Source organism: Anoxybacteroides tepidamans (assembly GCF_014201465.1).
Taxonomy (GTDB): Bacteria; Bacillota; Bacilli; order Bacillales; family Anoxybacillaceae; genus Anoxybacteroides; species Anoxybacteroides tepidamans.
Window position 1 is genome coordinate 144,642 of the sequence record NZ_JACHEP010000001.1, and the last position, 21,083, is coordinate 165,724.

General features: G+C 40.2%; 26 protein-coding genes. 3 read left to right on the plus strand and 23 right to left on the minus strand.

Annotation, left to right across the window (positions count from 1 at the left end; genetic code table 11):
* The first annotated feature begins 95 nt into the window (after positions 1-95).
* The gene (locus HNQ34_RS00745; protein WP_183250864.1) at positions 96-434 is read left to right on the plus strand and encodes a YmaF family protein; all 339 of its coding nucleotides are present in this window, start codon (positions 96-98) and stop codon (positions 432-434) included.
* A gap of 100 nt (positions 435-534) precedes the next feature.
* On the opposite strand, the gene eat is transcribed toward HNQ34_RS00745, so the two are convergent.
* The 17 genes from eat to HNQ34_RS00830 form a co-directional block, all read right to left on the minus strand.
* Entirely contained in the window at positions 535-1,929 is a 1,395-nt protein-coding gene (gene eat / locus HNQ34_RS00750) for an ethanolamine permease (RefSeq protein ID WP_183250865.1), read from the minus strand.
* 22 nt (positions 1,930-1,951) lie between these two features.
* The gene (gene eutC, locus HNQ34_RS00755) at positions 1,952-2,824 is read right to left on the minus strand and encodes an ethanolamine ammonia-lyase subunit EutC (RefSeq protein WP_183250866.1); all 873 of its coding nucleotides are present in this window, start codon (positions 2,822-2,824) and stop codon (positions 1,952-1,954) included.
* A gap of 24 nt (positions 2,825-2,848) precedes the next feature.
* Positions 2,849-4,189 (minus strand): ethanolamine ammonia-lyase subunit EutB, encoded by a 1,341-nt coding sequence (locus HNQ34_RS00760; protein WP_183251282.1) that lies wholly within the window; start codon positions 4,187-4,189, stop codon positions 2,849-2,851.
* 35 nt (positions 4,190-4,224) lie between these two features.
* The gene (locus HNQ34_RS00765) at positions 4,225-5,685 is read right to left on the minus strand and encodes an ethanolamine ammonia-lyase reactivating factor EutA (protein WP_183250867.1); all 1,461 of its coding nucleotides are present in this window, start codon (positions 5,683-5,685) and stop codon (positions 4,225-4,227) included.
* 23 nt (positions 5,686-5,708) lie between these two features.
* Positions 5,709-6,296: an ANTAR domain-containing response regulator gene (locus HNQ34_RS00770; protein ID WP_183250868.1), complete on the minus strand. Its 588-nt coding sequence runs from the start codon at positions 6,294-6,296 to the stop codon at positions 5,709-5,711.
* Positions 6,293-7,714: a sensor histidine kinase gene (locus tag HNQ34_RS00775; RefSeq protein WP_183250869.1), complete on the minus strand. Its 1,422-nt coding sequence runs from the start codon at positions 7,712-7,714 to the stop codon at positions 6,293-6,295. Before HNQ34_RS00775 ends, HNQ34_RS00770 begins: the two co-directional genes overlap by 4 nt.
* An 87-nt stretch (positions 7,715-7,801) precedes the next feature.
* Entirely contained in the window at positions 7,802-8,245 is a 444-nt protein-coding gene (locus tag HNQ34_RS00780) for a EutP/PduV family microcompartment system protein (RefSeq protein ID WP_183250870.1), read from the minus strand.
* Positions 8,242-8,580: an ethanolamine utilization microcompartment protein EutS gene (gene eutS, locus HNQ34_RS00785; RefSeq protein ID WP_183250871.1), complete on the minus strand. Its 339-nt coding sequence runs from the start codon at positions 8,578-8,580 to the stop codon at positions 8,242-8,244. Before eutS ends, HNQ34_RS00780 begins: the two co-directional genes overlap by 4 nt.
* Positions 8,581-8,593: 13 nt before the next feature.
* The gene (locus tag HNQ34_RS00790; RefSeq protein WP_183250872.1) at positions 8,594-8,860 is read right to left on the minus strand and encodes a EutN/CcmL family microcompartment protein; all 267 of its coding nucleotides are present in this window, start codon (positions 8,858-8,860) and stop codon (positions 8,594-8,596) included.
* A gap of 12 nt (positions 8,861-8,872) precedes the next feature.
* Positions 8,873-9,688, minus strand: coding sequence for a hypothetical protein (locus HNQ34_RS00795; protein WP_246363708.1), 816 nt, complete (start codon positions 9,686-9,688; stop codon positions 8,873-8,875).
* A 1-nt stretch (position 9,689) separates the two neighbouring features.
* Positions 9,690-10,460, minus strand: coding sequence for a phosphate propanoyltransferase (pduL, locus tag HNQ34_RS00800; RefSeq protein ID WP_183250873.1), 771 nt, complete (start codon positions 10,458-10,460; stop codon positions 9,690-9,692).
* Between the two features lie 11 nt (positions 10,461-10,471).
* Entirely contained in the window at positions 10,472-10,759 is a 288-nt protein-coding gene (locus tag HNQ34_RS00805; RefSeq protein WP_183250874.1) for a BMC domain-containing protein, read from the minus strand.
* A 24-nt stretch (positions 10,760-10,783) separates the two neighbouring features.
* Positions 10,784-12,256: an acetaldehyde dehydrogenase (acetylating) gene (locus HNQ34_RS00810; RefSeq protein ID WP_183250875.1), complete on the minus strand. Its 1,473-nt coding sequence runs from the start codon at positions 12,254-12,256 to the stop codon at positions 10,784-10,786.
* A 3-nt stretch (positions 12,257-12,259) separates the two neighbouring features.
* A complete protein-coding gene (locus tag HNQ34_RS00815; protein WP_183250876.1) occupies positions 12,260-12,628 on the minus strand; it encodes a BMC domain-containing protein in 369 nt (122 codons plus the stop codon).
* A gap of 18 nt (positions 12,629-12,646) precedes the next feature.
* On the minus strand, positions 12,647-13,300 hold the full coding sequence (eutL, locus tag HNQ34_RS00820; protein ID WP_183251285.1) for an ethanolamine utilization microcompartment protein EutL: 654 nt from the start codon (positions 13,298-13,300) through the stop codon (positions 12,647-12,649).
* 180 nt (positions 13,301-13,480) lie between these two features.
* Positions 13,481-14,320, minus strand: coding sequence for an HAD family hydrolase (locus tag HNQ34_RS00825; RefSeq protein WP_183250877.1), 840 nt, complete (start codon positions 14,318-14,320; stop codon positions 13,481-13,483).
* 171 nt (positions 14,321-14,491) lie between these two features.
* The gene (locus HNQ34_RS00830; RefSeq protein WP_183250878.1) at positions 14,492-14,974 is read right to left on the minus strand and encodes a GNAT family N-acetyltransferase; all 483 of its coding nucleotides are present in this window, start codon (positions 14,972-14,974) and stop codon (positions 14,492-14,494) included.
* Between the two features lie 170 nt (positions 14,975-15,144).
* Between HNQ34_RS00830 and HNQ34_RS00835 the strand changes: the two genes are divergently transcribed.
* Positions 15,145-15,561, plus strand: a complete 417-nt coding sequence (locus HNQ34_RS00835) for a hypothetical protein (protein WP_183250879.1) — start codon at positions 15,145-15,147, stop codon at positions 15,559-15,561.
* Here HNQ34_RS00835 and HNQ34_RS17665 read toward each other — a convergent pair.
* The 5 genes from HNQ34_RS17665 to HNQ34_RS00860 all read right to left on the minus strand — a co-directional run bounded on the left by HNQ34_RS17665 (position 15,558) and on the right by HNQ34_RS00860 (position 19,402).
* Positions 15,558-15,707, minus strand: a complete 150-nt coding sequence (locus tag HNQ34_RS17665) for a LamB/YcsF family protein (RefSeq protein WP_268852964.1) — start codon at positions 15,705-15,707, stop codon at positions 15,558-15,560. The genes HNQ34_RS00835 and HNQ34_RS17665 overlap by 4 nt on opposite strands.
* A gap of 177 nt (positions 15,708-15,884) precedes the next feature.
* Positions 15,885-17,417 carry an NAD(P)H-hydrate dehydratase gene (locus HNQ34_RS00845; RefSeq protein ID WP_183250880.1) on the minus strand — a complete coding sequence of 511 codons (1,533 nt, stop codon included), beginning with the start codon at positions 17,415-17,417 and terminating at the stop codon, positions 15,885-15,887.
* A 69-nt stretch (positions 17,418-17,486) separates the two neighbouring features.
* Positions 17,487-17,876 (minus strand): thiol-disulfide oxidoreductase DCC family protein, encoded by a 390-nt coding sequence (locus tag HNQ34_RS00850; RefSeq protein ID WP_183250881.1) that lies wholly within the window; start codon positions 17,874-17,876, stop codon positions 17,487-17,489.
* A complete protein-coding gene (locus HNQ34_RS00855) occupies positions 17,873-18,802 on the minus strand; it encodes an alpha/beta hydrolase (protein WP_183251287.1) in 930 nt (309 codons plus the stop codon). Before HNQ34_RS00855 ends, HNQ34_RS00850 begins: the two co-directional genes overlap by 4 nt.
* Before the next feature lie 21 nt (positions 18,803-18,823).
* Entirely contained in the window at positions 18,824-19,402 is a 579-nt protein-coding gene (locus HNQ34_RS00860; protein WP_183250882.1) for a Uma2 family endonuclease, read from the minus strand.
* Positions 19,403-19,543: 141 nt separating this feature from the next.
* Between HNQ34_RS00860 and trhA the strand changes: the two genes are divergently transcribed.
* Entirely contained in the window at positions 19,544-20,188 is a 645-nt protein-coding gene (gene trhA / locus HNQ34_RS00865) for a PAQR family membrane homeostasis protein TrhA (RefSeq protein WP_183251289.1), read from the plus strand.
* Between the two features lie 199 nt (positions 20,189-20,387).
* Here the strand turns inward: trhA and HNQ34_RS00870 are convergent, their stop codons facing one another.
* Positions 20,388-20,606, minus strand: coding sequence for a tautomerase family protein (locus tag HNQ34_RS00870; RefSeq protein WP_091700765.1), 219 nt, complete (start codon positions 20,604-20,606; stop codon positions 20,388-20,390).
* Between the last annotated feature and the right edge of the window lie 477 nt (positions 20,607-21,083).

Genomic DNA, 21,083 nt, shown 5'->3' on the forward strand with positions numbered 1-21,083 from the left:
AGGAAAATATACAACAAAATTGTGAGATACCATCATTTGTTTCGATCTTTCATATAGTAATGTGACTATATTTCTCGAATGGGGAAACCTTCTTAATGAAGAAAACCGGAAAGGACGATTTTGTTTCCGGGTTTGTTCCAAATCATAATCACGGATCGGTCGATTACACATCCGTTGAAGGTGGGCATGTCCATCAATGTTTAGATGTCACATCCCCACCGATTCCTACGGAGGATGGAAGTCATATTCATTATATCGGGGGTTACGTATTGTACGAAGACGGCCATACTCATTATTATCGCGCCTATTCAGGACCAGTCATTCCGGTCGGGAACGGGGTGCACGTTCACTATTACGATTTTTATACGTCAGGGGATGCCGGTCATCGCCACCGCGTGACCGACGTTGACAAACCAGCGCTGGGGACGAAGTGAGCATTTTTCACACGAGATATATTTTAATTTTCCCTTCTTCACATAAAAAGACTGGTCTATAGACGTAGAATAGCCTTAAAACCAGTCTTTTTTCCAATAATCACAAACTAATATCACTGTGACTAGACGTTATATCTTCAATCGACACAAATTCCTCAGTAATCGGGCGTAGATTTTTTACTCCAACCAAGAAATAGTAGATACTTCCAACACCAAATACAAATAAAATAACAACAATCAGTGGAATTTCTATTCCGAAAAGAGGTAAGCTAGTTGTAAGCACACTATATTTTAATACACAAAAGAATGAGATGACACCAAGCAAAAGAGCAATACCAGGAATGACAGGATAGCTAACTTTAAAAGGTCGTTCCATATGAGGTTCTTTTTTTCGTAAAACAAATAGTGATAAGAGGCTTAAACAATACATTGTAATAGCACCAAATACAGATAGAATAATTAAGGCATTAGCAAAGCTCGCTGAACCAGCGCTGATTACTCCGATAATTCCTGGGACAATTAACCCCCAATGCGGTACTCCTCTTCTCGATAAGTTAGAAAGGAATTTTGGTAAATACCCAGCCCTCGCCAATGCGAACGTTTGGCGAGAATATCCGATAATAATCCCATGTAAGCTGGCGATCAATCCGAATAATCCAATAATGGCCACCGTGATAGGAAGTATATGATTATCTCCGTATACGCTAGCAAGCGCTTGTGGCAGCGGATAGTCAGCTGGTTTTCCTTCTCCTCCACCTAGCCCCGCTGTAACAAGGAGTGTGAGGACGGTTGCAACGGCTAACGTTAAGATACCTGAAATGAACCCTTTTGGTATATCCTTTTTTGGGTTACGTACTTCTTCTGCTGCCATTGCTCCCCCTTCAATAGCAAGGAAAAACCAAATAGCAAAAGGAATAGAAGCAAACACACCCGTCCAACCATTTAAAAAGGACATATCGTTAAATATCGCTTCGCTCTTTATATGTGGTAATCCAGCTACATAATAAATACTTAAACCAATTAACGCTAAAATAGTAGCAATAAGCTCAATAACAGCTGCTCCCTTTACCCCAATTAGGTTAATTAAAATAAAAAATATAAATACAGCCACTGTTGCATACACAGCATTAATACTTGGAATTAAAAAATTAATGTAAGCACCCGTTGCAACAGCAATTGCAGGAGGTGCGAAAACAAACTCCAATAAACAAGCTAACCCTGTCATGAACCCCATGTACGGTCCCATCGCCTTCCTTGCATAGGCAGACGGTCCTCCAGCATGTGGAATTGACGTAGAAAGTTCTGAATAGCTAAATATGAATGTAGTATAGAAAATCGTAACAATGATCGACGCAATAGCTAACCCTATTGTCCCTCCTTGTTCAAATCCGTAATTCCAACCAAAATATTGCCCCGAGATTACCATCCCTACAGCAATCCCCCATAAATGAATCGGCTTTAATGCTTTTTGTAAATGGTGAGTTTTATTCTCCATACGCTCTATCCTCCGTTTGTTATTAAAGTTCTAAATGCACCCCGCTAGCTTTTTGCTCAATCATCTTCCTTAAAATTGTTCCGATATGTGCGCCTGCTTCAATAGGAGAGGTGCCTCCTGAATGAATATTAGAAATTACTGTTCGCTCTGACTCTACAATCCCTTTTCTTGGCCTATAACACATATAAGCACTCATTGAGTTCGCAGAAACAAGACCTGGTCTTTCTCCGATCAAAAGAACAAGTACCTCCGGCTGCAAAATTTCGCCGATATGATCCATACATGCTACTCTTCCACCTTTTACAAAAAACGGCGTTCCTTGAGTAAGTCCATTAACCTTTAATGAATCAAGCAATGAAGGATAAATATCTCTAAGATTAGCCTCAATCGCACTCGCGCTTAATCCATCAGAAACAACAATTTGTACTTGAGGGTTTTTTATACATCTTTCCTTAATTGTTTTCACTGCCTCTTCTGTAAGAATTCGTCCCTTATCCGGTCTTTTTAAATAAACTTCTTTATTTTCATAGCAAGTTTCAACAGTAAATAAATTAAATTCCTTAAGTAAACTATCTAAAACTTCCCCGCTAACCGCATCTACTGCTGCCGCATGATCGAGCTGTAATTTTAAAATGGTTTTCGTAAGAGGGCGTGTTCCTGTTCTCCATACTCCTATACGGGCTGGCGTTGCTTTTCTGAGTTCTTCAATCCCCTTAGGAAATTTAGGGGTTGGAACATTTGTGACCCAGTCCATTACGTCATAGCTAAAAAGTTGTTCGTTTTCAGATTCAACTTCTCTCTCATGTTGTTCCTCGAGTTGTTGCTTTTCTTCCATTCTATTCCGCAACTCCACCAAAACTTTTTCAACAATACGTTGGATATCTACCTCACTCATGCACATCCCCCTCCATGCTGTTGTCTATAAGAAAAACGTAGGATCTCCGGCAATCGATGTTAGCTTTCCATGTTCCATAATGCCCATTTTTTCAAGCCATTTCTCAAACTCAGGAGCCGGACGTAAACTTAAGACTTCTCTTAATGTTGCGATATCATGAAAACTCGTAGACTGGTAATTCAACATACAATCATCTGCCATCGCTACACCAATTAAAAAATTGACTCCTGCTGCCGCTAACAAAACTGCTAAATTTTCCATATCGTTCTGATCGGCTTTCATATGATTGGTATAACAAACGTCCACTCCCATAGGCAATCCATGTAATTTCCCCATAAAGTGATCTTCTAGTCCTGCCCGAATCACTTGTTTACTGTTATATAAGTACTCCGGTCCAATAAATCCAACAACGGTATTTACCATAAATGGGTTATAACGTTTTGCTAACCCATAACATCTTGATTCTAGCGTTAATTGATCGATCCCATGATGGGCATCTGCTGATAATTCCGATCCCTGTCCTGTTTCGAAATACCATACATTTGGCCCTGCTGCTGTCCCTTCTTTGAGAATTAGTTCGTTCGCTTCGTCTAATAAATCAACGCTGATACCAAACGCCTTGTTCCCAAGTTCTGTTCCTGCTAAACTTTGAAACAATAAATCCGCTGTTCCTCCTTGCTTAATCGCTCTCATTTGCGTTGTGACGTGAGCTAAGACGCAATTTTGTGTCGGGATGTCCCATTTATCCATTAACTCTTTTGTCATGTTTAAAATAGCTTTCACACTCTCTACCGTATCAATAACAGGGTTTATTCCAATAACGGCATCTCCGACCCCATAACTAAGCGCTTCGAAAATAGCTGCTTTTATCCCTTGAAGAGAGTCATTAGGATGGTTTGGTTGTGCTCTACCTGCCAGCCTGCCTTTTTGTCCAATCGTTGTATTACAACGGGTTTCCACTGTAATTTTGGACGCGGCTTGAATTAAATCTAAGTTTGTCATAATCTTTGTTACAGCTGCAATCATTTCACTTGTCAAACCTCTGCGAATATGGGAAATTTCATTGTTAGTTACATTCGGCGATAAAAGATATTCACGAAGTTCTGCAACCGTCCAATTTCGGATCGACGCATAAATTTTTTCATTTACTCCTTCTTCGATCACGCGTGACACTTCATCTTCTTCCGGTGGTAGAAGTGGATTGTTACGAATATCAGCCAACGTAAGCTCCGATAAAACATGTCTTGCCGCAATACGTTCTTGTGTATCTTGCGCATGTATTCCTGCTAATTGATCCCCAGATTTCTCCTCATTCGCTTTTGCCATAATTTCTTTTAAACTTTGAAATTGATATGTTTTTCCCATCAATCTAACACTTGTTTTCACATCCAATCACCTCCCTAGTTTTTCATAAAAGCTAATGTTTTAACGATTACAGGCACCACACTTTGGTTAATCACTTCACCTATATCAATGTAATCCCCTTGTTCTACTGTAATTTGATCGATTGAAATAATATCTACTTTATTGTTAGATTGAAGCATTAGCAATTGTCCTAGCGCTTTCGCAATATCGTTTTCACAAATCACTACTAAAAAAGAGTTGTGTGGAAAATATTGTTTATAACAAAAAAATAGTGACTGAGCCAATTCTTTTAACTCTGCATAAGAGCAACTCGCAATTCCGCGAATATGGACTGCGAAGGGAGTTTCTTGTTCTTCTAGAAAATAGTTGCTCCATTCAGTCAGTGAGTCCGTAATTTGCTTATACATGTACTCTCTATTTCTTAGTTGTTCATTGTTCAGTTCAAGTATCATAATAGGAAGATTGCGAAGAGGAAGACGCGACGAAGTAACACATATAGTGGCTCCGCTAATTTCTGTACTTTGCATTCCCGCTCCAATCACTGTTGCACGAGATGTTTGCAATGCTTTGTTTAATTTTATAAATGGGAACTTTTTAAGTTGGGTTATTAGTTCATGCGCAAGTAGCGGACCAACATCTCCGTAGATTGTAACATCATTGATTGTCTTCGGCGCTTCTTTTTCCAGCAACAAACCTATTCCTCCGGAGATCATTACTTCATCAATGTCAGGAATCATTTGCATGCTTGCACTGTGAATTAATGGATCATCTACAGAAATTGGCTTCTGACCTGTGAGCGAATTTAACATATCATTGCACATTTCTCGAGCTATTTGTTGGATATGTCTAAAATCAAGTTTTTGTTTTACAGATAATAGGTAATTTTTTGAACGTAACCAAGGCTCAATAGACGGAGATATGAATGTAATCTCTCCATCTCGATTTAACTCAATCAACCTTCCTCCGACGTGATAAGTGATCGTTCCTAATACTTTCCCTCTATGAAAAATGGCTACATTCGCAGTTCCGCCACCGATATCAATGTTAGCAATTATCTCTCTTACTTCTCGAGATCGTGAAAAAGCACCAGATCCTTTACCAGCAAGCACCCCTTCTAAACTAGCACCGGCGACAGCGACAACGAAATCTCCCGCTTTTTCAGCCAAATAATGAACTATATTTTGTGCATTTTTTTTCGTGGCAGTTTCACCAGTTATAATTACAGCACCTGATTTTATGTCTGATACATTTATCCCTGCTTCTTCATATTGTTCCTCTAGCCACGTTTTAAGAACTTCCAAGTTAATTTCGTTACGCTTTTCTCTTAGTGGCGTTGGGTACATCGGGCTTTCATATACGATCTTTCGCTCAACAATTTCATAACGGGGTAAAGAAAAACGATTAGATACTTTGGCATATTTTAAATGACTAACGATAAATTTAGTTGTACTTGTTCCAATATCTATTCCTACACTAATAATTGGGCGATCTTCCAATCGTTTCACATCCTAAAAAATCTTTAGTTATTTGTGACAGTCTCATATTTTTCAAGAATCTTTTCCGCTAATTTAAACATTGAAATCCGGTATTCCATGCTCTTTTTTCTCATCCACTCATAAGCTTTTTCCTCCGTACAAGAAAATCTTGTCATTATTTTTCCTTTTGCTTGTTCAATAATTTTCCTCTCTTCTATAGATTTTTTTAAGATCTGAATATCTCTTTCTAATAATTGGAATTGCTCTTGTTGACTTCTCGCAATCTCGATAGCTGGAATTAAATCTTCCTCTGAAACAGGCTTTACTAAGTAACCAACTACTCCTGCTTCTTTCGCATCGTTTATAAGTTCACGTTGACTATATGCCGTTAACAAAATAACAGGAGTGTGTTTGAATTTTCTGATAATATTAGCTGCCTTTATACCATCTAGTTTCGGCATTTTTATATCCATTATTACAATATCCGGCCTAAACCGGTGTGCTAATTCTATAGCTTCCTCCCCGTTTTTCCCATCACCCATTACCTCGTAGCCAGCTTGAATGAGCATTTCTTTTATGTCCATTCGTGTGATTGGATCGTCGTCAACAACGATAATTTTTAATTTATTCATGCCATAATCCCCTCTTTCGGAAGTGGAAAAGTAATGATAATTTTCGTGCCTAGGCAATTGTTTTCAAATTCTAAAATTCCTTCTAAGTCTTCGGAGACTAACGTATTACATATTTGCAATCCTAGATGACCTCTTTGCTGTGCTTTTTCATGATCAAACCCTACACCATCATCCGTTAAAATAATACTTACAATTTGGTTTTGCTCTTTTAAATAAATTCGTATCGTTCCTTCTTCTCGGTCGACAAACGCATGGTTAATTGCATTTTGTACTAACTCGTTAACAACAAGAGCTAAGGAGCTCGCTTTTTGGGAAGGTAAATAAAGCAAATTTCCATCAACTTGAATACTAATCTTCTGCTCTGATTGTTTCATCGAAGAAATAATGGCGTTCGACACAAGTTCAATTACTTCTTTACATTCAATCATATCAGTTCCCTCTAAGGAGAGAACTTCATGGATAATGGAGATGCTCGTAATCCGATTGATGATCTCACGAAAAATTTTTTCCACTTCGTGAGATTCGATTCGTCTCATTTGTAGCCGTAGTAGGCTTGCTATAGTTTGTAGGTTATTTTTCACACGATGGTGTATTTCGCGGATAACAGCTGATTTGATCGTTAACTGTTTTTCTTTTTCTTTTAATTCGGATAAATCTCGCAAAAGTAGTACTCCCCCTACTGTACGGTTATTTCGCTGAATCGAAACAGCTTTTAGCTGAAGAAAATGTTTTCCTAATTCGAATTCATGAAAAAACACCCCTTTTTTTGACTCTATCTCCTCCTTGATAATTAAACCAAACGGCAAAAAGTCTATTTTCTGACCAATTAACGAACCACTGTCTGCAAACATTTCCTCTGCACGATCATTGGCAAATGTTATATAGTAATCACGATCAAACAATAACAATCCTTCATGCATGAGATCTGGAATTGTAGATTCTGACATAGCCACATGATAAAGAGTCTCGCTTAATTGCTCAGTTGTTTCCATTAATATTTCTACATTTTTTTCTTGCTGTATTTTTTCAGTAATGTCTTGTTCCATAATTAATACACCTATGATTTGCCCTAATTCATTTCGGATAGGAATTACGTTTTGTTGCATCATCACATTTTCTTGGGAAACTCCGCGCGATCCAATTACAGGCTTCCCCGTTTTAAAACAAAAGAACACCCCCGGCTCATTTTCTTTATAAGCAACTTTCCCTACAACAGGTTCAATATAGAGTGATTTACCTGTTGTCGGATGTGCCTCAGCGACAACAATAGCTTCCTCTCCCCCAGGTAATAAGCAGTCAATAAACACATCTGCTTGCGATAAATTAGCAAACAACGGCAAATATTTCGACATTTCTTCGATAATGTTGACATCTTCTTTTCTTAAAAAACATGCTAACGCAGATACATTTATCAACAATTTTCAACTCCCCTTCAATTAATTTCGTATCTTTATTTTTTCATTTAATACACTATATAGTAAAGAAAACTTATTAGACAATATTCACTAAAGATACGACAAAATTCGCCTTTTCAGTTCTTCTATCCCTGCAAATGTCACAGAAGAAGTATAATAAATTTCTCCCACAGGCAATATTGTTCTTAACAACTGGGTCGCTGTTTGTATATCTGCGTTAGGATGATCAATTTTCGTTACTACACCAATAGGTACTAATGGGAACCCAGATGCAAAATTTGGTGGTAACACAACGTCTTTTCGTGTAGAATCTTGAATAATTAGTAATACTTTCGCCTCCAAAGCTGTTGCCATTAAAGTTCGATAATACATAGGGTTTTGACTGTACTCTCCTGGAGAATCGATAATCCAATTTGCATACTCAAGAGCTTGCGTTTTTGTTACAGGTCGCTCCTTAATACCGAGTAATATTTTTATTAACGTCGATTTTCCTGATCCAATTGGGCCAATAACTAGTACTTTTCCTTTCTTCATGATCGTGTAATCTCCGCAGTTGAAAATTTTAAAGTTTTAACAAAAAATTCATTAATATTTTGAATGGCTGTTTCCACATTAGCAACACTCCCGACAATCACTAAAGAGCCTGTGAAACGATCTAAATAACCTATTTCTACATTTGCTGATTTCGTAGCAATGTCGGCAGCAATAATAGCTGTCTCTGTAGGGGTAACCGTTAAAATCCCGATGGCTCCAGCATCATTTATCCCGAGACGGGTATACAACGACTCATCAGGGTTTGCAATGATATGAGCCAAGTTCAATTGCTTTCCTGGCACATACTCCTGAATTACACGCTCTTTTTTTTCCATCCCTTCCCTCCCTCTAGTGACGATATTCAAAAGAATCTACAATTCCCACAATAACTGCATCAACAGGAGAGTCTTTGTTAATTAGCACCCTAGCAGAACTCCCGCGTGAAACAATGACTGTTTCTCCTTGACCTGCTCCTATCCTATCTGCACATATAACTTGTGCGCCTGCATCTGTGCCGTCAGCATGAATAGGTTGAACAAGTAAAAGTTTTAAGTTTTCCATCCCTGACTCTTTTTGAGTGGCCCAGACACTTCCTATTACTCGCCCAAGAAACAAAGAGGATCACCTCTATACATATTTGACCTCGATCTGTTTTTCCAGTAACATATCCTTTGCTTTCGGGGTAATTAATGCTGTTTTTTTCATTATTAGTAAATCGTTTCTTTTCAATTGTGAATCAACCCATCCCGCAGTTAACACATTGCCGTGAAAATGTTTTTCTTTATTTATAGACCGCGATACTACTGAAATGCCTTTAATTTTTTCTAAAACGGCTTCGTGCAGCATCTCTTGTTTTATAAAAGTAATTCCCATTCTCTTTAATTCTTCCTTATATTGGATAAAAAGTTTTTGATAAGCAGGTGGTAACGCTACCCTTTTTAATGTTCTTCTGTCCGAGCGTTTGATTCCCGGAACATCTTCGCCTATAATAACGGACTTTTCTAGGACTAATGCAGCAAATACAATTTCCGCTTTAATCGATCCTTTTAATCCAAGCGATATCCTTGCGATGTTATCTAAGTCAATTTCTGGAATTACTATTGCCTCATATTCTTTTGGAAGTTCTAACGGGGCAGGAGCAAATTCATCCTCTGCTAATACTTTTGTACCGTTTGTTGATTCAATTTTATGAAGACCAAGCCATCCAGACGTTTCTCCGTCTAAAAACAAAAAATCGTAATCTATTCCCTCGTTTCTCAGTTGTATTAATGAATCTGTATATCGTTCATGCGCTGAACTATCACAAAAAATGAATAAAACTTTCTTGCATTCTTTTTTTTCCTTTGTAGCGTTTGCTAAAAGATCACGTACAATCGCTTCTACCAATTTGCTTAATTCTGCTTCTCGGTTGATATCGTGACCCATTTCATCACCTCTAAACATTTCAGCCAAATAACTTTCCATTTTTCCCTATAACTTTTACCAAATCTCCTGTTTTTAAATTTGCGGCATTCGCTTCGTCAATATCAATATGAAAGTCCAAGGAAAATCGCTCATTCACTCGAACGACAACCTCTGAGAAGATCACTGGTCGATCGGTAGTAGCTTGAACAATCAAGCAATCCCCATCCTTTACTTCGAACTGTCGAGCATCATTTGGTGACATATGAACATGATTTTTAGCGATAATTACCCCCTGCGAAACGGTAATAGAACCAACATTTCCAACAATCGTGATGCCAGGCGTCCCATCAATTGCTCCCGAAAGTCGAACCGGAGGATGAATTCCGACAATGAAGCCATCTGAACGAGATATTTCTATTTGTGTAAGATCACGCGCTGGGCCTAGAACTCTTACTCTTGACAAGGAACCTTTAGGCCCGACAAGCACCACCGTTTCCTCAGCAGCAAATTGACCAGGCTGTGAAAGCGATCGGTATGGGGTCAATTTATAACCTTTTCCGAACAATACTTCCACATGATCGCTCGATAAATGAACATGCCGATTCGAAACCCCTACAGGAATACTCAGTGCTTGTTTCTGAACGCCTTGTTCTATTAAATGATTATCTAGTTTTTTTACACGTATCCCCCGATCCCGCAAAAAATCATATGCAGCGGGTGTTAACCGATGGTTGTTCGAAACAAAATAGGGATTTGACAAGGTTCCTTTCAGCATTTCTGTTCTTAAATGCGATTCGGTAATTACTGCCATTTATCTTTTCCCTACTCTCCTGCTTTTGGTAGAAGGAGTTCAATATCAGCATGAGGTCGAGGGATGACATGAACAGAAATTAGTTCTCCTACTTTTTCTGCTGCTGCAGCCCCAGCGTCAGTTGCCGCTTTTACCGCGCCGACATCTCCTCTTACTAAGACCGTTACCAATCCTCCACCGACTTGGACTTTGCCAATCAACTTCACATCTGCTGCTTTTACCATTGCATCAGCCGCTTCAATCGCTCCAACTAATCCTTTTGTTTCGATCATTCCTAACGCAGAAAACTCTCTTGCCATAACAGATAACCTCCATCATCTCATTTATTTTATTTCTTCAAGAATTCGTTTAACGATTTTAACAATTTCTTCTTGATTAATAGCTATATTGGATAAGATTTTGTTTTCTTCCTCAATTGTCTTAGATGGTTGCACATGCTCAGCATTCATTTCTCTTATACCAAACGCTACCCGTTTAATATTCAATAAGTGTTGCGGCCCAATATTATCGGAAGTAATATTGTTTCCATAAGAACCACAACCGAGCGTTAGGGATGGAAAAATTCCTGTTGTTGCTCCGATTCCGCCAAATGTTGTTCCAGAATTTACAATGATTCTGGAAGCTGGTTTTTTTAAAGCAAACGCTTTGATTACTTCACGATCTTGAGAGTGGATGCCTAATGTATGACCAAGCCCCCCTACTTCCAATAGCTGAATGCTCACATCACATCCTTCTTCCCAGTTTTCTACAGTATACAACGCTAATATTGGGGAAAGCTTTTCAACGGCAAAAGGAATGTTTTTTCCTATTTCTTTTTCTTCTCCGATTAAAACTTTTATGTTTTCTGGAAAAGATAATCCTACCATCTCGCCTATAGCTCGTGGTGACTTTCCTACAATTCGAGAATTTAAAGAGCCTCCTCTCAATATCACAGAAGCTACTTTTGCCTTTTCCGTTTCCGATAATAAGTACGCTCCATGTTTTTGAAGCTGATGGATAAAAGCTTGTTTAATTTTCTTATCTACGATCACTGCTTGTTCAGAAGCACAAATTGTTCCGTAATCAAACGATTTACTTTTAACAATAGATTGAGCAGCCGATTCTAAGTTTGCACTCTCATGGACATACACAGGAACATTTCCAGGACCAACCCCATATGCAGGCTTTCCGCAGCTATAAGCTGCTTTTACCATTCCAGGTCCACCTGTAGCTAGAATTAAATCTGTTATGCTATGTGACATCAATTCATTTGTTCCTGGTAATGAAGGATGTTCCATGCACTGAATAACGTTTGCTGGTGCCCCTGCTTCTTCCGCAGCTTTCGCCATTATTTTTGCTGCTTCTAATGAACATTTAAGTGCTGAAGGATGTGGACTGAAAACGATAGCGTTTCGTGATTTTATGGCAATAAGAGATTTAAAAATAATAGTAGAAGTTGGATTTGTTGAAGGAACGATCCCAGCTATTATACCTACTGGTTCCGCTATCTCCCAAACTTGCTTTTGATCATCAATATTGATGATTCCAACTGTTTTCATATCTTTAATCGCTTCGTATACTTCTTTCGCTGCGAAAAGGTTTTTTGTCATTTTATCAAACTCATTTCCAAATCCTGTTTCTTCAGTAGCTATTTTAGCTAAGCGACGTGCATCTTTCTCAGCTTTTAGCGCCATATTTTTTACAATTCGATCGACCTGTTCTTGATTTAGCTTCACTAACTTTTTTTGTGCCTCTTTTGCTTTTTGAAGGAGATTTCTCGCTTCTTGGACGGATAATAAGTCAAAATCTAATATCATGGATTACTGTTCACTTCCTTGGTCATGATTTAGTCCCAGTTTTTTTTCCGTATGCTCTTGTTTCACCGTTCTCTTTCTTTCTCTTTTTTTGAAAGGATTAGATGTTAAGTGATTAAGGACGTTTTTATCAAGCCGGGGTATTACATTCGAGGAACGATATTCCCCTAATTCCTTTGCTTTTTTAGTTCCTGCTGCAACAGCTTCCTGTACAGCTGCTACATCACCTACAAAATAAACAGTTACGATCCCTGCATCTGGCTTTTCATATGTAATGATTCGAACATCTGCTGTTTTTATTGCTTCATCAGCGGCGGCGATTAGCGAAGTTAGTCCAATTGTTTCAATCATGCCAAGTGCGTAATGATATTTCATTGTCTCGCTCCCTCTTTTCTAAAAAGATTTGTGAGGGTTCCTTGCAACATTCTGAACGGCTTCTGCAAATGCTTGTGCAGCAGCGGTACATGCAGACTGGCTTCCTGTCAATAATCCTCCTCCAAAATTTGTTTCTGTTGGTGGGGCATATAGTTCACAAATTCTCACGTTGGAAGCCTTTAATGCAGCATCCAATCCATACATCGCTTCAAGAGGAGGGGCAATTAAGTAGGCCAATGGTTCGCCTGGCTGTATACCAGCAAGCTTTGACAAATAATTCCCTGTTCTCGATACCGTGTACGCATAATATGCATGGCTGCCGTCCTCGTTTAGTGAATAAAAACATGGCCCACTTTCAATCGTTTCGAAAACGGCTTCTAATCCACTTTTTACATCAGAAGGACTCTCTCCACCTAAAATGCCAATAAACTCACCTGAAAGGGGTCCTGATGCATGAGCAGAACCTGCATAAAACGACTTTGCGTATACTACTTCTACAGCCGCTTTTTTAGTTGCTTCATCAAGCGCTGTGTATCCAACATCGTCAATTGTTAATGTCACTAAAGCTAGGCTTCTAACATGAGGGGCAATATTGAGTTTCTTAGCTAATCCCTCGTCTATGTTAGGAATAACTCGACTTGCTAATACTTTTGCACGAATCGGATCCCCAATCACTTAAGTTCCACCTCCTTTTGAAAACAAAAAAGCACCTTGCGCAGAGATGGAAAAACTCTGCAAACAAGGCGCCTTTGCCTGTCAATATGAACTTTTGCATGTCCTTAAAAATAATATTATTGATATCAGTATTAATTGTCAATATTTTTTTAAAAGTTAAAAAATTATGTCTTTTACTCAAAATTTGCTTACCCCATATTTATTTCTTAACAAATTTACCCACTCCCCCACATTCCGCACGACAACGTCCGCGCTTTCGTTTGTTCCGATTTGATGTGGATCGATGTAAATCGTTTGGCAGCCAAGTTGTTTGGCTGGAAAAATGTCGTTTCTCCAATTATCACCAATGCTCATGATTTCCTCATAGCGGACACCAACCTCTAGACAGATGGTTTTTAAATGCTTGGCTGTATCCACTGGCTTTTTTGCTTGAAAAATTTTTTTATGAAAGACGTTCGATAAGCCTAATTTTTCAAGAATCGCTTCACTGTCCGGTCTAGGGCTGTTCGTCATTAAAACTAAAAAAAGATGCTGGCGCAGTTGAGTGAGCAACTCGGCTAACCCAGCCGTTCGCTCCATTGTGAAATGAGGACTCATCATAAACGTTCTTGTTTCGAGAAAGGCGGCATACGTTTCTTTGTTGGTCAAGCCGTAATGCCGGCCGAGGGCGCTTGGCACCCACCATAAATCGCCGATGCTTAACATATTGTCCAAATCGACTGCTATACGTTCGGGATATTTCGTTTGTACGTCGTCATCCGACCATTTGTTTCCATTCCATTCGTATACGCTGTGGACAAAACCATCGCCGTCCAGCAAAAGAATCAAGTCTTCTTCCGCATCATAGACGCTTCCGATTTTGAGTGGATGTGTTCCGAAAAGCACCGCTTCATAATCTTTTCGAAAAAATGTACGCTTCTCTTCTCTCAGCTTCTCTTCAATCCGTTTGGCGTAATAATCAAAATGATGCGTGTCTTCATACAATGTTCCGTCTAAATCGAATACGATGACTTTCATTTTCCTTCTCCTTCATTGTAGCTTTCTTTTATGTTATTAAGGATTTTGTTTTTTATGTTTATTTTGATTATTTAGAACATAGTTCTATAAGCTGTTTATGTGCAACTAAACAACATCTGTCCTTTCTGGTCACGGACAGTGTCGCTTAGTCATATCATCACAAGTCAGAAATTATTTGGCGAGATACTTTTTCATCACTACCGTCTTAACAGGGATAACGTCGTTGCTCATCACTATTTTTTCTTCACAAATATGATATCCGGCTGATTCGTACAAATAAATGTTTTTCGGTATAGACGCCCGAACTCTGCAACCGATCTCTTGTACTTTGCACTCTTTTGCATAGTCTTCTAGCCAATGAAGCATCGCCTTTGCTACTCCCTTGCCGCGAGCTTTCGGACAAACGGATAAACGGAAGAAATAAAGTGACGCCCCGTTTATCGTGAACCGTACGGTGCCGATCGGCTGATTGCTGTTAAAACAAAGTAGCGCTTGCTCTGTTCCACTCCGCAACTTCTGCCGAATCGAATCAACCGTTTCATTCAACGCACTTGAAGGAACATCCATCTGACGATATTCTTCAAACGCTGCGATCATCACTTGATGGACGATAAATGCCTCCTCTTCTCTTGCTAAACGAATAGACACGTTCATTTTTTCACCACCTTTTTAGCAGTAAATGATAGTGGATGGTTGTCGGAATATGTTATGATAATTTCGAAAGACATTTCCCCTATTCCTTCTTTTCTGCCATCATTGTTTCTCTCCTGCAGATGATCTTCGGGAATGTCGTACATTCTAAAACGAAAGGATGGTGAGCACGAATGCAAGAACAACTTCTCCTCCAACTTGTAAATCTTGTCCAAAACTTGTCAGAAGATATGCAATGGGTCAAACAAGAGATTCAAGCGATGAAACAAGAAATGCAAACGATGAAGCAAGAAATGCAAACGATGAAGCAAGAAATCGAAGCACTTAAACAACGAATAGACAAACAAGAAGAAGAGATTTACTGGCTAAAAGTGCAAATGGAAGAAAATACGCAAATGATCAAAGCCATTCGCGACAATCAGTTGGAGCAGCGCAGCATTCAAGATGCGATGCGGCACGAAATTGCCCAAATCCGACGTGAAATGGCGACAAAAGAGGACATCGCCTACATCCATCAGCGATTGGACTACCAAATTAGCCGCATCGCCCGCACCGAAGAAGAGCTTCATTTATTGAAAACAGCCAACTAAAAAGCGAAACGTCGTTCCCGTATAATGGTGAACGACGTTTTTCCATTTTGATAAACAACGCACGCATATACTTCATCAGGCGTGACACTCATATTGCGGCTGCCAAGCCCAAGCAAGCCGGAAAAACCGGGGTGTGCGCACCACAATCACTCCTCGAACACTATTTGCACCGTTTTTCGCATCACGACTAGATCACCCGCATGAAAGCGGTAAGCAAAATTGCTAGTAAAGTCAACATGCAAATTGTTGGGCGAACCGGTTCGCTTGATCATTGATTTCATCTGAAAAACGAATCATGAGCGCATTCCCGCTTAACGGAAACATCATTTAATCCGTTCCCTTAACTGGAACAAGACAGGCGAAATGGCATCTATTACATCGGTAGCGAGCACGCTAAACGGTGAATGCCCTTTTTGCACAAGGAAGTCGGCTGCTTTCCCATGAACCCATACGGCGTTGCTGACGGCTGCTTGTACGGAATCATGCTGCATCAGAAAGGCGACAATTATTCCTGTTAACACGTCGCCGCTTCCGCCTTTGGCAAGGGCTGGGTTGCCTGTTGTATTGACGTACTGCTTTCCATCTGGCGTTGTAACGATCGTATACGGTCCTTTTAATACGACGTACAAGCCGTAGTCCATCGCGAATTGCTTACTAACCCCAAAGCGGTTTTTTTCCACATCATGAATCGAAACACCGAGCATGCGCGCCAGTTCGCCCGGATGGGGGGTGACAATCGTTGGGCTTGTTCTCTTTTTGACAAACGAAGCGTACTCGTTCCAGAAAAATAGCGCATCCGCATCCAACACAACCGGAACATCTTGCTCAAGAACGGTTTGAACGATTCGTTTCGTCCCTTCCGTTCTTCCCATCCCCGGCCCTACGGCAATCGCATCGATATCCAGTTGAGCAAAATCAATGTCACCAGCAAAAGAACCGTTTTCCGATGGGCAAGGATGCTGCATCGCTTCTGGAATCCGATTTGCAACTACCGAATAAATATCGTCCGGAATCGCCATTGTCAACAACCCTGCTCCGCTTCTTAACGCTGCTTTAGCGGTGAGCGTGATCGCTCCTGTCATGTTGCGCGATCCGCCGATCACGATTCCTTTTCCATATGTCCCTTTATGCGATGAACGGTTTCTTGTTGGCAGCGTCCTTCTAACGTCCTCTTCCACCCATGCTTGACGAAACGTGGCGGTTGTTTCGAGTGCACGCGGTGGAATGCCGATGTCGACAACGATCAGTTCACCATAGTAATCAGCCGTTGGGAACGTATAGGCGCTAAGTTTTGGGCATTGAATCGTAATCGTTACATCCGCACGGATCGCTGTTTCTACTTCGCCGCCATCAGCAGGAACACCGCTTGGAACATCAACAGCATATACTGTAAGCTCGTCTATTTGATTGACCTTGTCAATGATTTCTTTATAAGGTGATTTGATGGATCCTTTGACGCCAATTCCCAGCATTGCATCAATGAGAACGTCATAGCGATGAATTTGCTCGAAAAATTCCTGTTCATTGCCTATATAGTTTTTTACTTCATCCCCCGAATTTTCATAGATTTCAAGCGCTTTTTTCGCAGCACCTTTTACTTTTTCCTTCGGCGGGATGAGCCATAAATCGGTCATGTAACCGTAGCTTTTCAGCACTCTCGCAACAACAAATCCGTCGCCACCATTGTTGCCTGTTCCCGTTAACACCGCAATACGCGCGGCCGGCTGAATTCGTTCGCATAACACTCTCGCCACCGCTTGTCCGGCATTTTCCATTAATGAATCTTCGCTTATTCCGATTTGTTCGGTCGTATAGCGGTCAATAGCGTACATTTCGGAAGCTGTCACGATTCGCATCGTCATCACCTTTTCGTTTTTATTTCATTATACAAAAAGACTGCCTCCATCGAGACAGTTCTCAATTATTTAACTATCTAAAAATCGCTCACGAATATGCGGCGTCGGAATGAGACAGCTTTCTCTTTTTCCAAACCACTGGTATCGGTGGTTCGCGATCCAATCGTAGATGAGATCACGAAACGGTTTCGGTACGATCATAAAAATATACAATATTCCCCAAAAACCTGTAAGCTGTCGACATATACGAAGAGCCGCACTGGATTTTGTATAGTAGCGATTCCCTTCGAGCAAGATAACGCTGTCAACGGAAGGAAGAGAAAGCTTTTGCGCGAGCGTTTGTCCAACGTTGCTTTGCAAGGAGGCAAAACGAAACACCTCCTGTGGATCGCGTTGAATAATAAACTGTACGGATGCATGACAAAGATTACATACTCCGTCAAATAAGATGATTTTCATTGTTTTTGCACCTTTTCTAAAAACGCAAGTATTCTCTTGATATATTCGTCTTTGTACATCGCAAAACTTTTCACATGCTTCGCTTTTTCGGTAAGCCAAATCTCAAATACATCTGGATGTTTGTTGTACATCTTTACGCTTTCTTCATACGGGATGGACGGATCGGCTTTGCTGTGAATAAATAAAATCGGACGTGGCGCAATCGCATCGACCGCTTTGATCGGAACCGACTCCGCTGGATCTAAATCAGTAATCATCGGAATAAGAGTAATAATTAAGTACGTAAACGGAACGTTCGGTAAGTGCGTCCATACAGGCATATACGTCCGCAAATATCCTTCTAAATCGCTAAACGGACTGTCGGCAATGACCGCCTTTACATCTTGATCCATACCTGCTGCTAAAATCGAGGTTGCCGCTCCCATCGACACCCCGTAAAGAACGATCGGTTCGGAGTGGTGTTGTTTCGCGTAATCAATGACACCGAGCAAATCGTATTTTTCTTTCGCGCCAATCGTTGTCATGTCTCCTTCTGATTCGCCGCTTGCGCGGAAATCAAACATCATGACGCGATATCCTTCGTCTGTTAGTGCCTTAGCAAGCGGTAAAAACGGCACATTTGGTTCGTAGCGGTTGCCACCGTAGCCATGAGAAAAAATGACCGTCATTTTCGCTTGTTTCGTTGGCTCAATCACCCATCCTTTCAGCTTTAGTCCGCCGTCTTTACTTGTAAATGTCACATCTTTATAAGCCATTCCGTAAGCTTTCGGCGTCTCTACGACTGCTTTTCGCTCTTTATGCGTCAAATTCCAGCCGACATAAACGGAAATCCCGACGCAGGCAATGACAGCAAGCAACAACACGCCAACAAGCGACGGGACGAGCCATTTCCTCGTGTTTCGTTGCCTTTCCAATTGCGTTTGCATATTCACGCTTTATCACATCCTTCATTTAGACATAAAAATTTGATTAAGAGGAATTTGCAAATCCGGAAAAATGCCTACCTCGACCGTGTCTTCGTTCGCATATATGTTTTTCAACGCAAATCCATTTTCTCCTCGCAAAAATGTTTCGACATATTCGTTTAGCGGATCGACAATCCAATATTCTCGCACGCCCGCTGTTTCATATAGATGAAATTTTACAACACGATCGATCTTGGCCGTGCTCGGAGATAGGATTTCAATCACTAGATCAGGTGCCCCTACGATATAGTGATCACCGATTTTTTCTTTGTCACAAACAACAAGCAAATCAGGTTGAACCCAACTTTTGATTGCGGATGGGGCGGTTTCTTTTTCGGCAAATAAACATACGTCAATTGGCGCCCCGAACACTTCACAAGTTTTTCCGCTTAAATAATTGGAGAAGCATGCGAGCAAATAACGCTGAACACGTTGATGGGCAGGTGTTGGGGATGGAACCATATTCATGATGTCGCCATCGAATACTTCTAAACGAACTTCCTCAGGTAAATTCATATAATCTTTATATGTCCACTGCTGCTTTTCTTTTCGTACAGCCATATTCATCCCGCCTTTTTTCTTTAATTATATCGGAACAAAAAATGGAAATGAAGAAAAGTTTGCTAATATTTCTTTATATTTAAGCGCTGCTTATGCTAAAATGAACAAAATTGTTTTTCGGTGAAGAAAGGACTGAATGATTTGGCCAATACCCATACGTTTACAAAAGAAGAGGAAATCGTGCATGCGCTTACGCATGGGGTTGGGGCACTGTTTAGCGTGGCCGCTCTCGTGATGTTGACGGTCATGGCTGCGATGTACGGAAATGCATGGCACGTCGTTAGTTTTACTTTGTTTGGGAGCACAATGCTTATTTTGTATTTGTCATCAACGATCGTTCACGCATTGCCGGAAGGGCGGTGGAAGCGATTGTTTGAAATTTTCGACCATTCGTCCATTTATTTTTTCATCGCCGGAACGTATACCCCATTTCTGTTTTTAGCGGTGAAAGGCGTTATAGGTTGGACGTTGTTTGGCATCGTCTGGGGGCTTGCGCTCGTCGGTACCGTATTTAAATGCTTTTTTGTCGATCGGTTTTTATACACATCGACGATCATCTATATCGTGATGGGCTGGTTGATTGTATTCGCATGGAAACCGCTCGTTTCCGGTCTTTCGCCAAATGGAGTGTTATATTTAGTCATCGGCGGAATTTTGTACACAGTCGGCGCTGTTTTTTACGTATGGCGCGGCTTTAAATTTCATCATGCCGTCTGGCACTTGTTTGTATTAGGGGGATCTGTCGCGCACTTTTTTGCAGTGCTTATACTATTGAATTCAATTTAATCCATTCAAATTTTCGAAAAATGATTGAGATAATAAGCGTCCACACAATCATTTTATACAGAGGAAATGTCACAGTAAATAAAAAGGCGTCTTTCTGTCTGTAAATAAAGAAGGAGAGCTAGTTACCTTTGCGGTGAGGCCCTCCTTTCTTTTTTAATGCATGAAAATACCAAATTGATGACAACAATCGCATGACTTATTACTCTGCACCTTTCTTCCCGAATCCCTGACCAAATTTCAGTAAATGCAATTGCCCGTTAGAAGCCCAGTTTTCTCTGTCGTATTCATCGAAAATCACTGTGACCCATTCCTCTTTTACATTTAAAGTTCTAGCCGCTTCTTTTGTGATGTTTTCAACAAATTTCTGCTTCTGCTCAATTGTTCTCCCCTTAGCCATTTTTACAGTAATAATTGGCATTATTTATTCACCCTCTCACATAGCAAATGAAATAAAAAGTGGTAATGGCTCTTTTGCAAAACAGCAATCCTTGATTAAATTTAAGTTAAGATGGCATTAGACATCTGGATGTAGATACAATTGGGAATCCATTCAACATCGTTCATGTTCGCGGCTTTCACCTTATATGCCTCATTTCTGTCGGAAAAGGGAATCATGCTGCATTCACAAAAATACATGCTCCTTTTCTTTCCTAACTATAACCCGTACACCATAACAAATGTAATGTATATACTAACAAAACATCCATGAGTAATTTTTACTCTCCACCCAAACATGAAAACAACGCTCATGGATCGTTTATTTTCACAGAAAAAAAGAATTTATTTTCAATATTTTCACGAAAATAAGAGAGTATTCTAAAAGTACTCGTCCCAAAAGCTTGCTTCATTCTCTGTTTTAACTATCTAATAAAGTAAAATAACGGATCATCAACAC

What these genes read in the sequence shown, in the direction of transcription:
- HNQ34_RS00860 (WP_183250882.1), bottom strand. Translation starts at nt 19,402, where the DNA reads ATGGCTGTACGAAAAGAAAAGCAGCAGTGGACATATAAAGATTATATG.
- HNQ34_RS00745 (WP_183250864.1), top strand. Translation starts at nt 96, where the DNA reads ATGAAGAAAACCGGAAAGGACGATTTTGTTTCCGGGTTTGTTCCAAAT.
- HNQ34_RS00805 (WP_183250874.1), bottom strand. Translation starts at nt 10,759, where the DNA reads ATGGCAAGAGAGTTTTCTGCGTTAGGAATGATCGAAACAAAAGGATTA.
- HNQ34_RS00855 (WP_183251287.1), bottom strand. Translation starts at nt 18,802, where the DNA reads ATGCAAACGCAATTGGAAAGGCAACGAAACACGAGGAAATGGCTCGTC.
- pduL (WP_183250873.1), bottom strand. Translation starts at nt 10,460, where the DNA reads ATGGCAGTAATTACCGAATCGCATTTAAGAACAGAAATGCTGAAAGGA.
- eat (WP_183250865.1), bottom strand. Translation starts at nt 1,929, where the DNA reads ATGGAGAATAAAACTCACCATTTACAAAAAGCATTAAAGCCGATTCAT.
- HNQ34_RS00870 (WP_091700765.1), bottom strand. Translation starts at nt 20,606, where the DNA reads ATGCCAATTATTACTGTAAAAATGGCTAAGGGGAGAACAATTGAGCAG.
- eutS (WP_183250871.1), bottom strand. Translation starts at nt 8,580, where the DNA reads ATGGAAAAAAAAGAGCGTGTAATTCAGGAGTATGTGCCAGGAAAGCAA.
- HNQ34_RS00780 (WP_183250870.1), bottom strand. Translation starts at nt 8,245, where the DNA reads ATGAAGAAAGGAAAAGTACTAGTTATTGGCCCAATTGGATCAGGAAAA.
- eutC (WP_183250866.1), bottom strand. Translation starts at nt 2,824, where the DNA reads ATGAGTGAGGTAGATATCCAACGTATTGTTGAAAAAGTTTTGGTGGAG.
- HNQ34_RS00810 (WP_183250875.1), bottom strand. Translation starts at nt 12,256, where the DNA reads ATGATATTAGATTTTGACTTATTATCCGTCCAAGAAGCGAGAAATCTC.
- HNQ34_RS00760 (WP_183251282.1), bottom strand. Translation starts at nt 4,189, where the DNA reads ATGGGAAAAACATATCAATTTCAAAGTTTAAAAGAAATTATGGCAAAA.
- HNQ34_RS00850 (WP_183250881.1), bottom strand. Translation starts at nt 17,876, where the DNA reads ATGAAAATCATCTTATTTGACGGAGTATGTAATCTTTGTCATGCATCC.
- HNQ34_RS00825 (WP_183250877.1), bottom strand. Translation starts at nt 14,320, where the DNA reads ATGAAAGTCATCGTATTCGATTTAGACGGAACATTGTATGAAGACACG.
- HNQ34_RS00830 (WP_183250878.1), bottom strand. Translation starts at nt 14,974, where the DNA reads ATGAACGTGTCTATTCGTTTAGCAAGAGAAGAGGAGGCATTTATCGTC.
- HNQ34_RS00845 (WP_183250880.1), bottom strand. Translation starts at nt 17,417, where the DNA reads ATGCGAATCGTGACAGCTTCCGAAATGTACGCTATTGACCGCTATACG.
- HNQ34_RS00770 (WP_183250868.1), bottom strand. Translation starts at nt 6,296, where the DNA reads ATGAATAAATTAAAAATTATCGTTGTTGACGACGATCCAATCACACGA.
- HNQ34_RS00795 (WP_246363708.1), bottom strand. Translation starts at nt 9,688, where the DNA reads ATGTTTAGAGGTGATGAAATGGGTCACGATATCAACCGAGAAGCAGAA.
- HNQ34_RS00815 (WP_183250876.1), bottom strand. Translation starts at nt 12,628, where the DNA reads ATGAAATATCATTACGCACTTGGCATGATTGAAACAATTGGACTAACT.
- HNQ34_RS00835 (WP_183250879.1), top strand. Translation starts at nt 15,145, where the DNA reads ATGCAAGAACAACTTCTCCTCCAACTTGTAAATCTTGTCCAAAACTTG.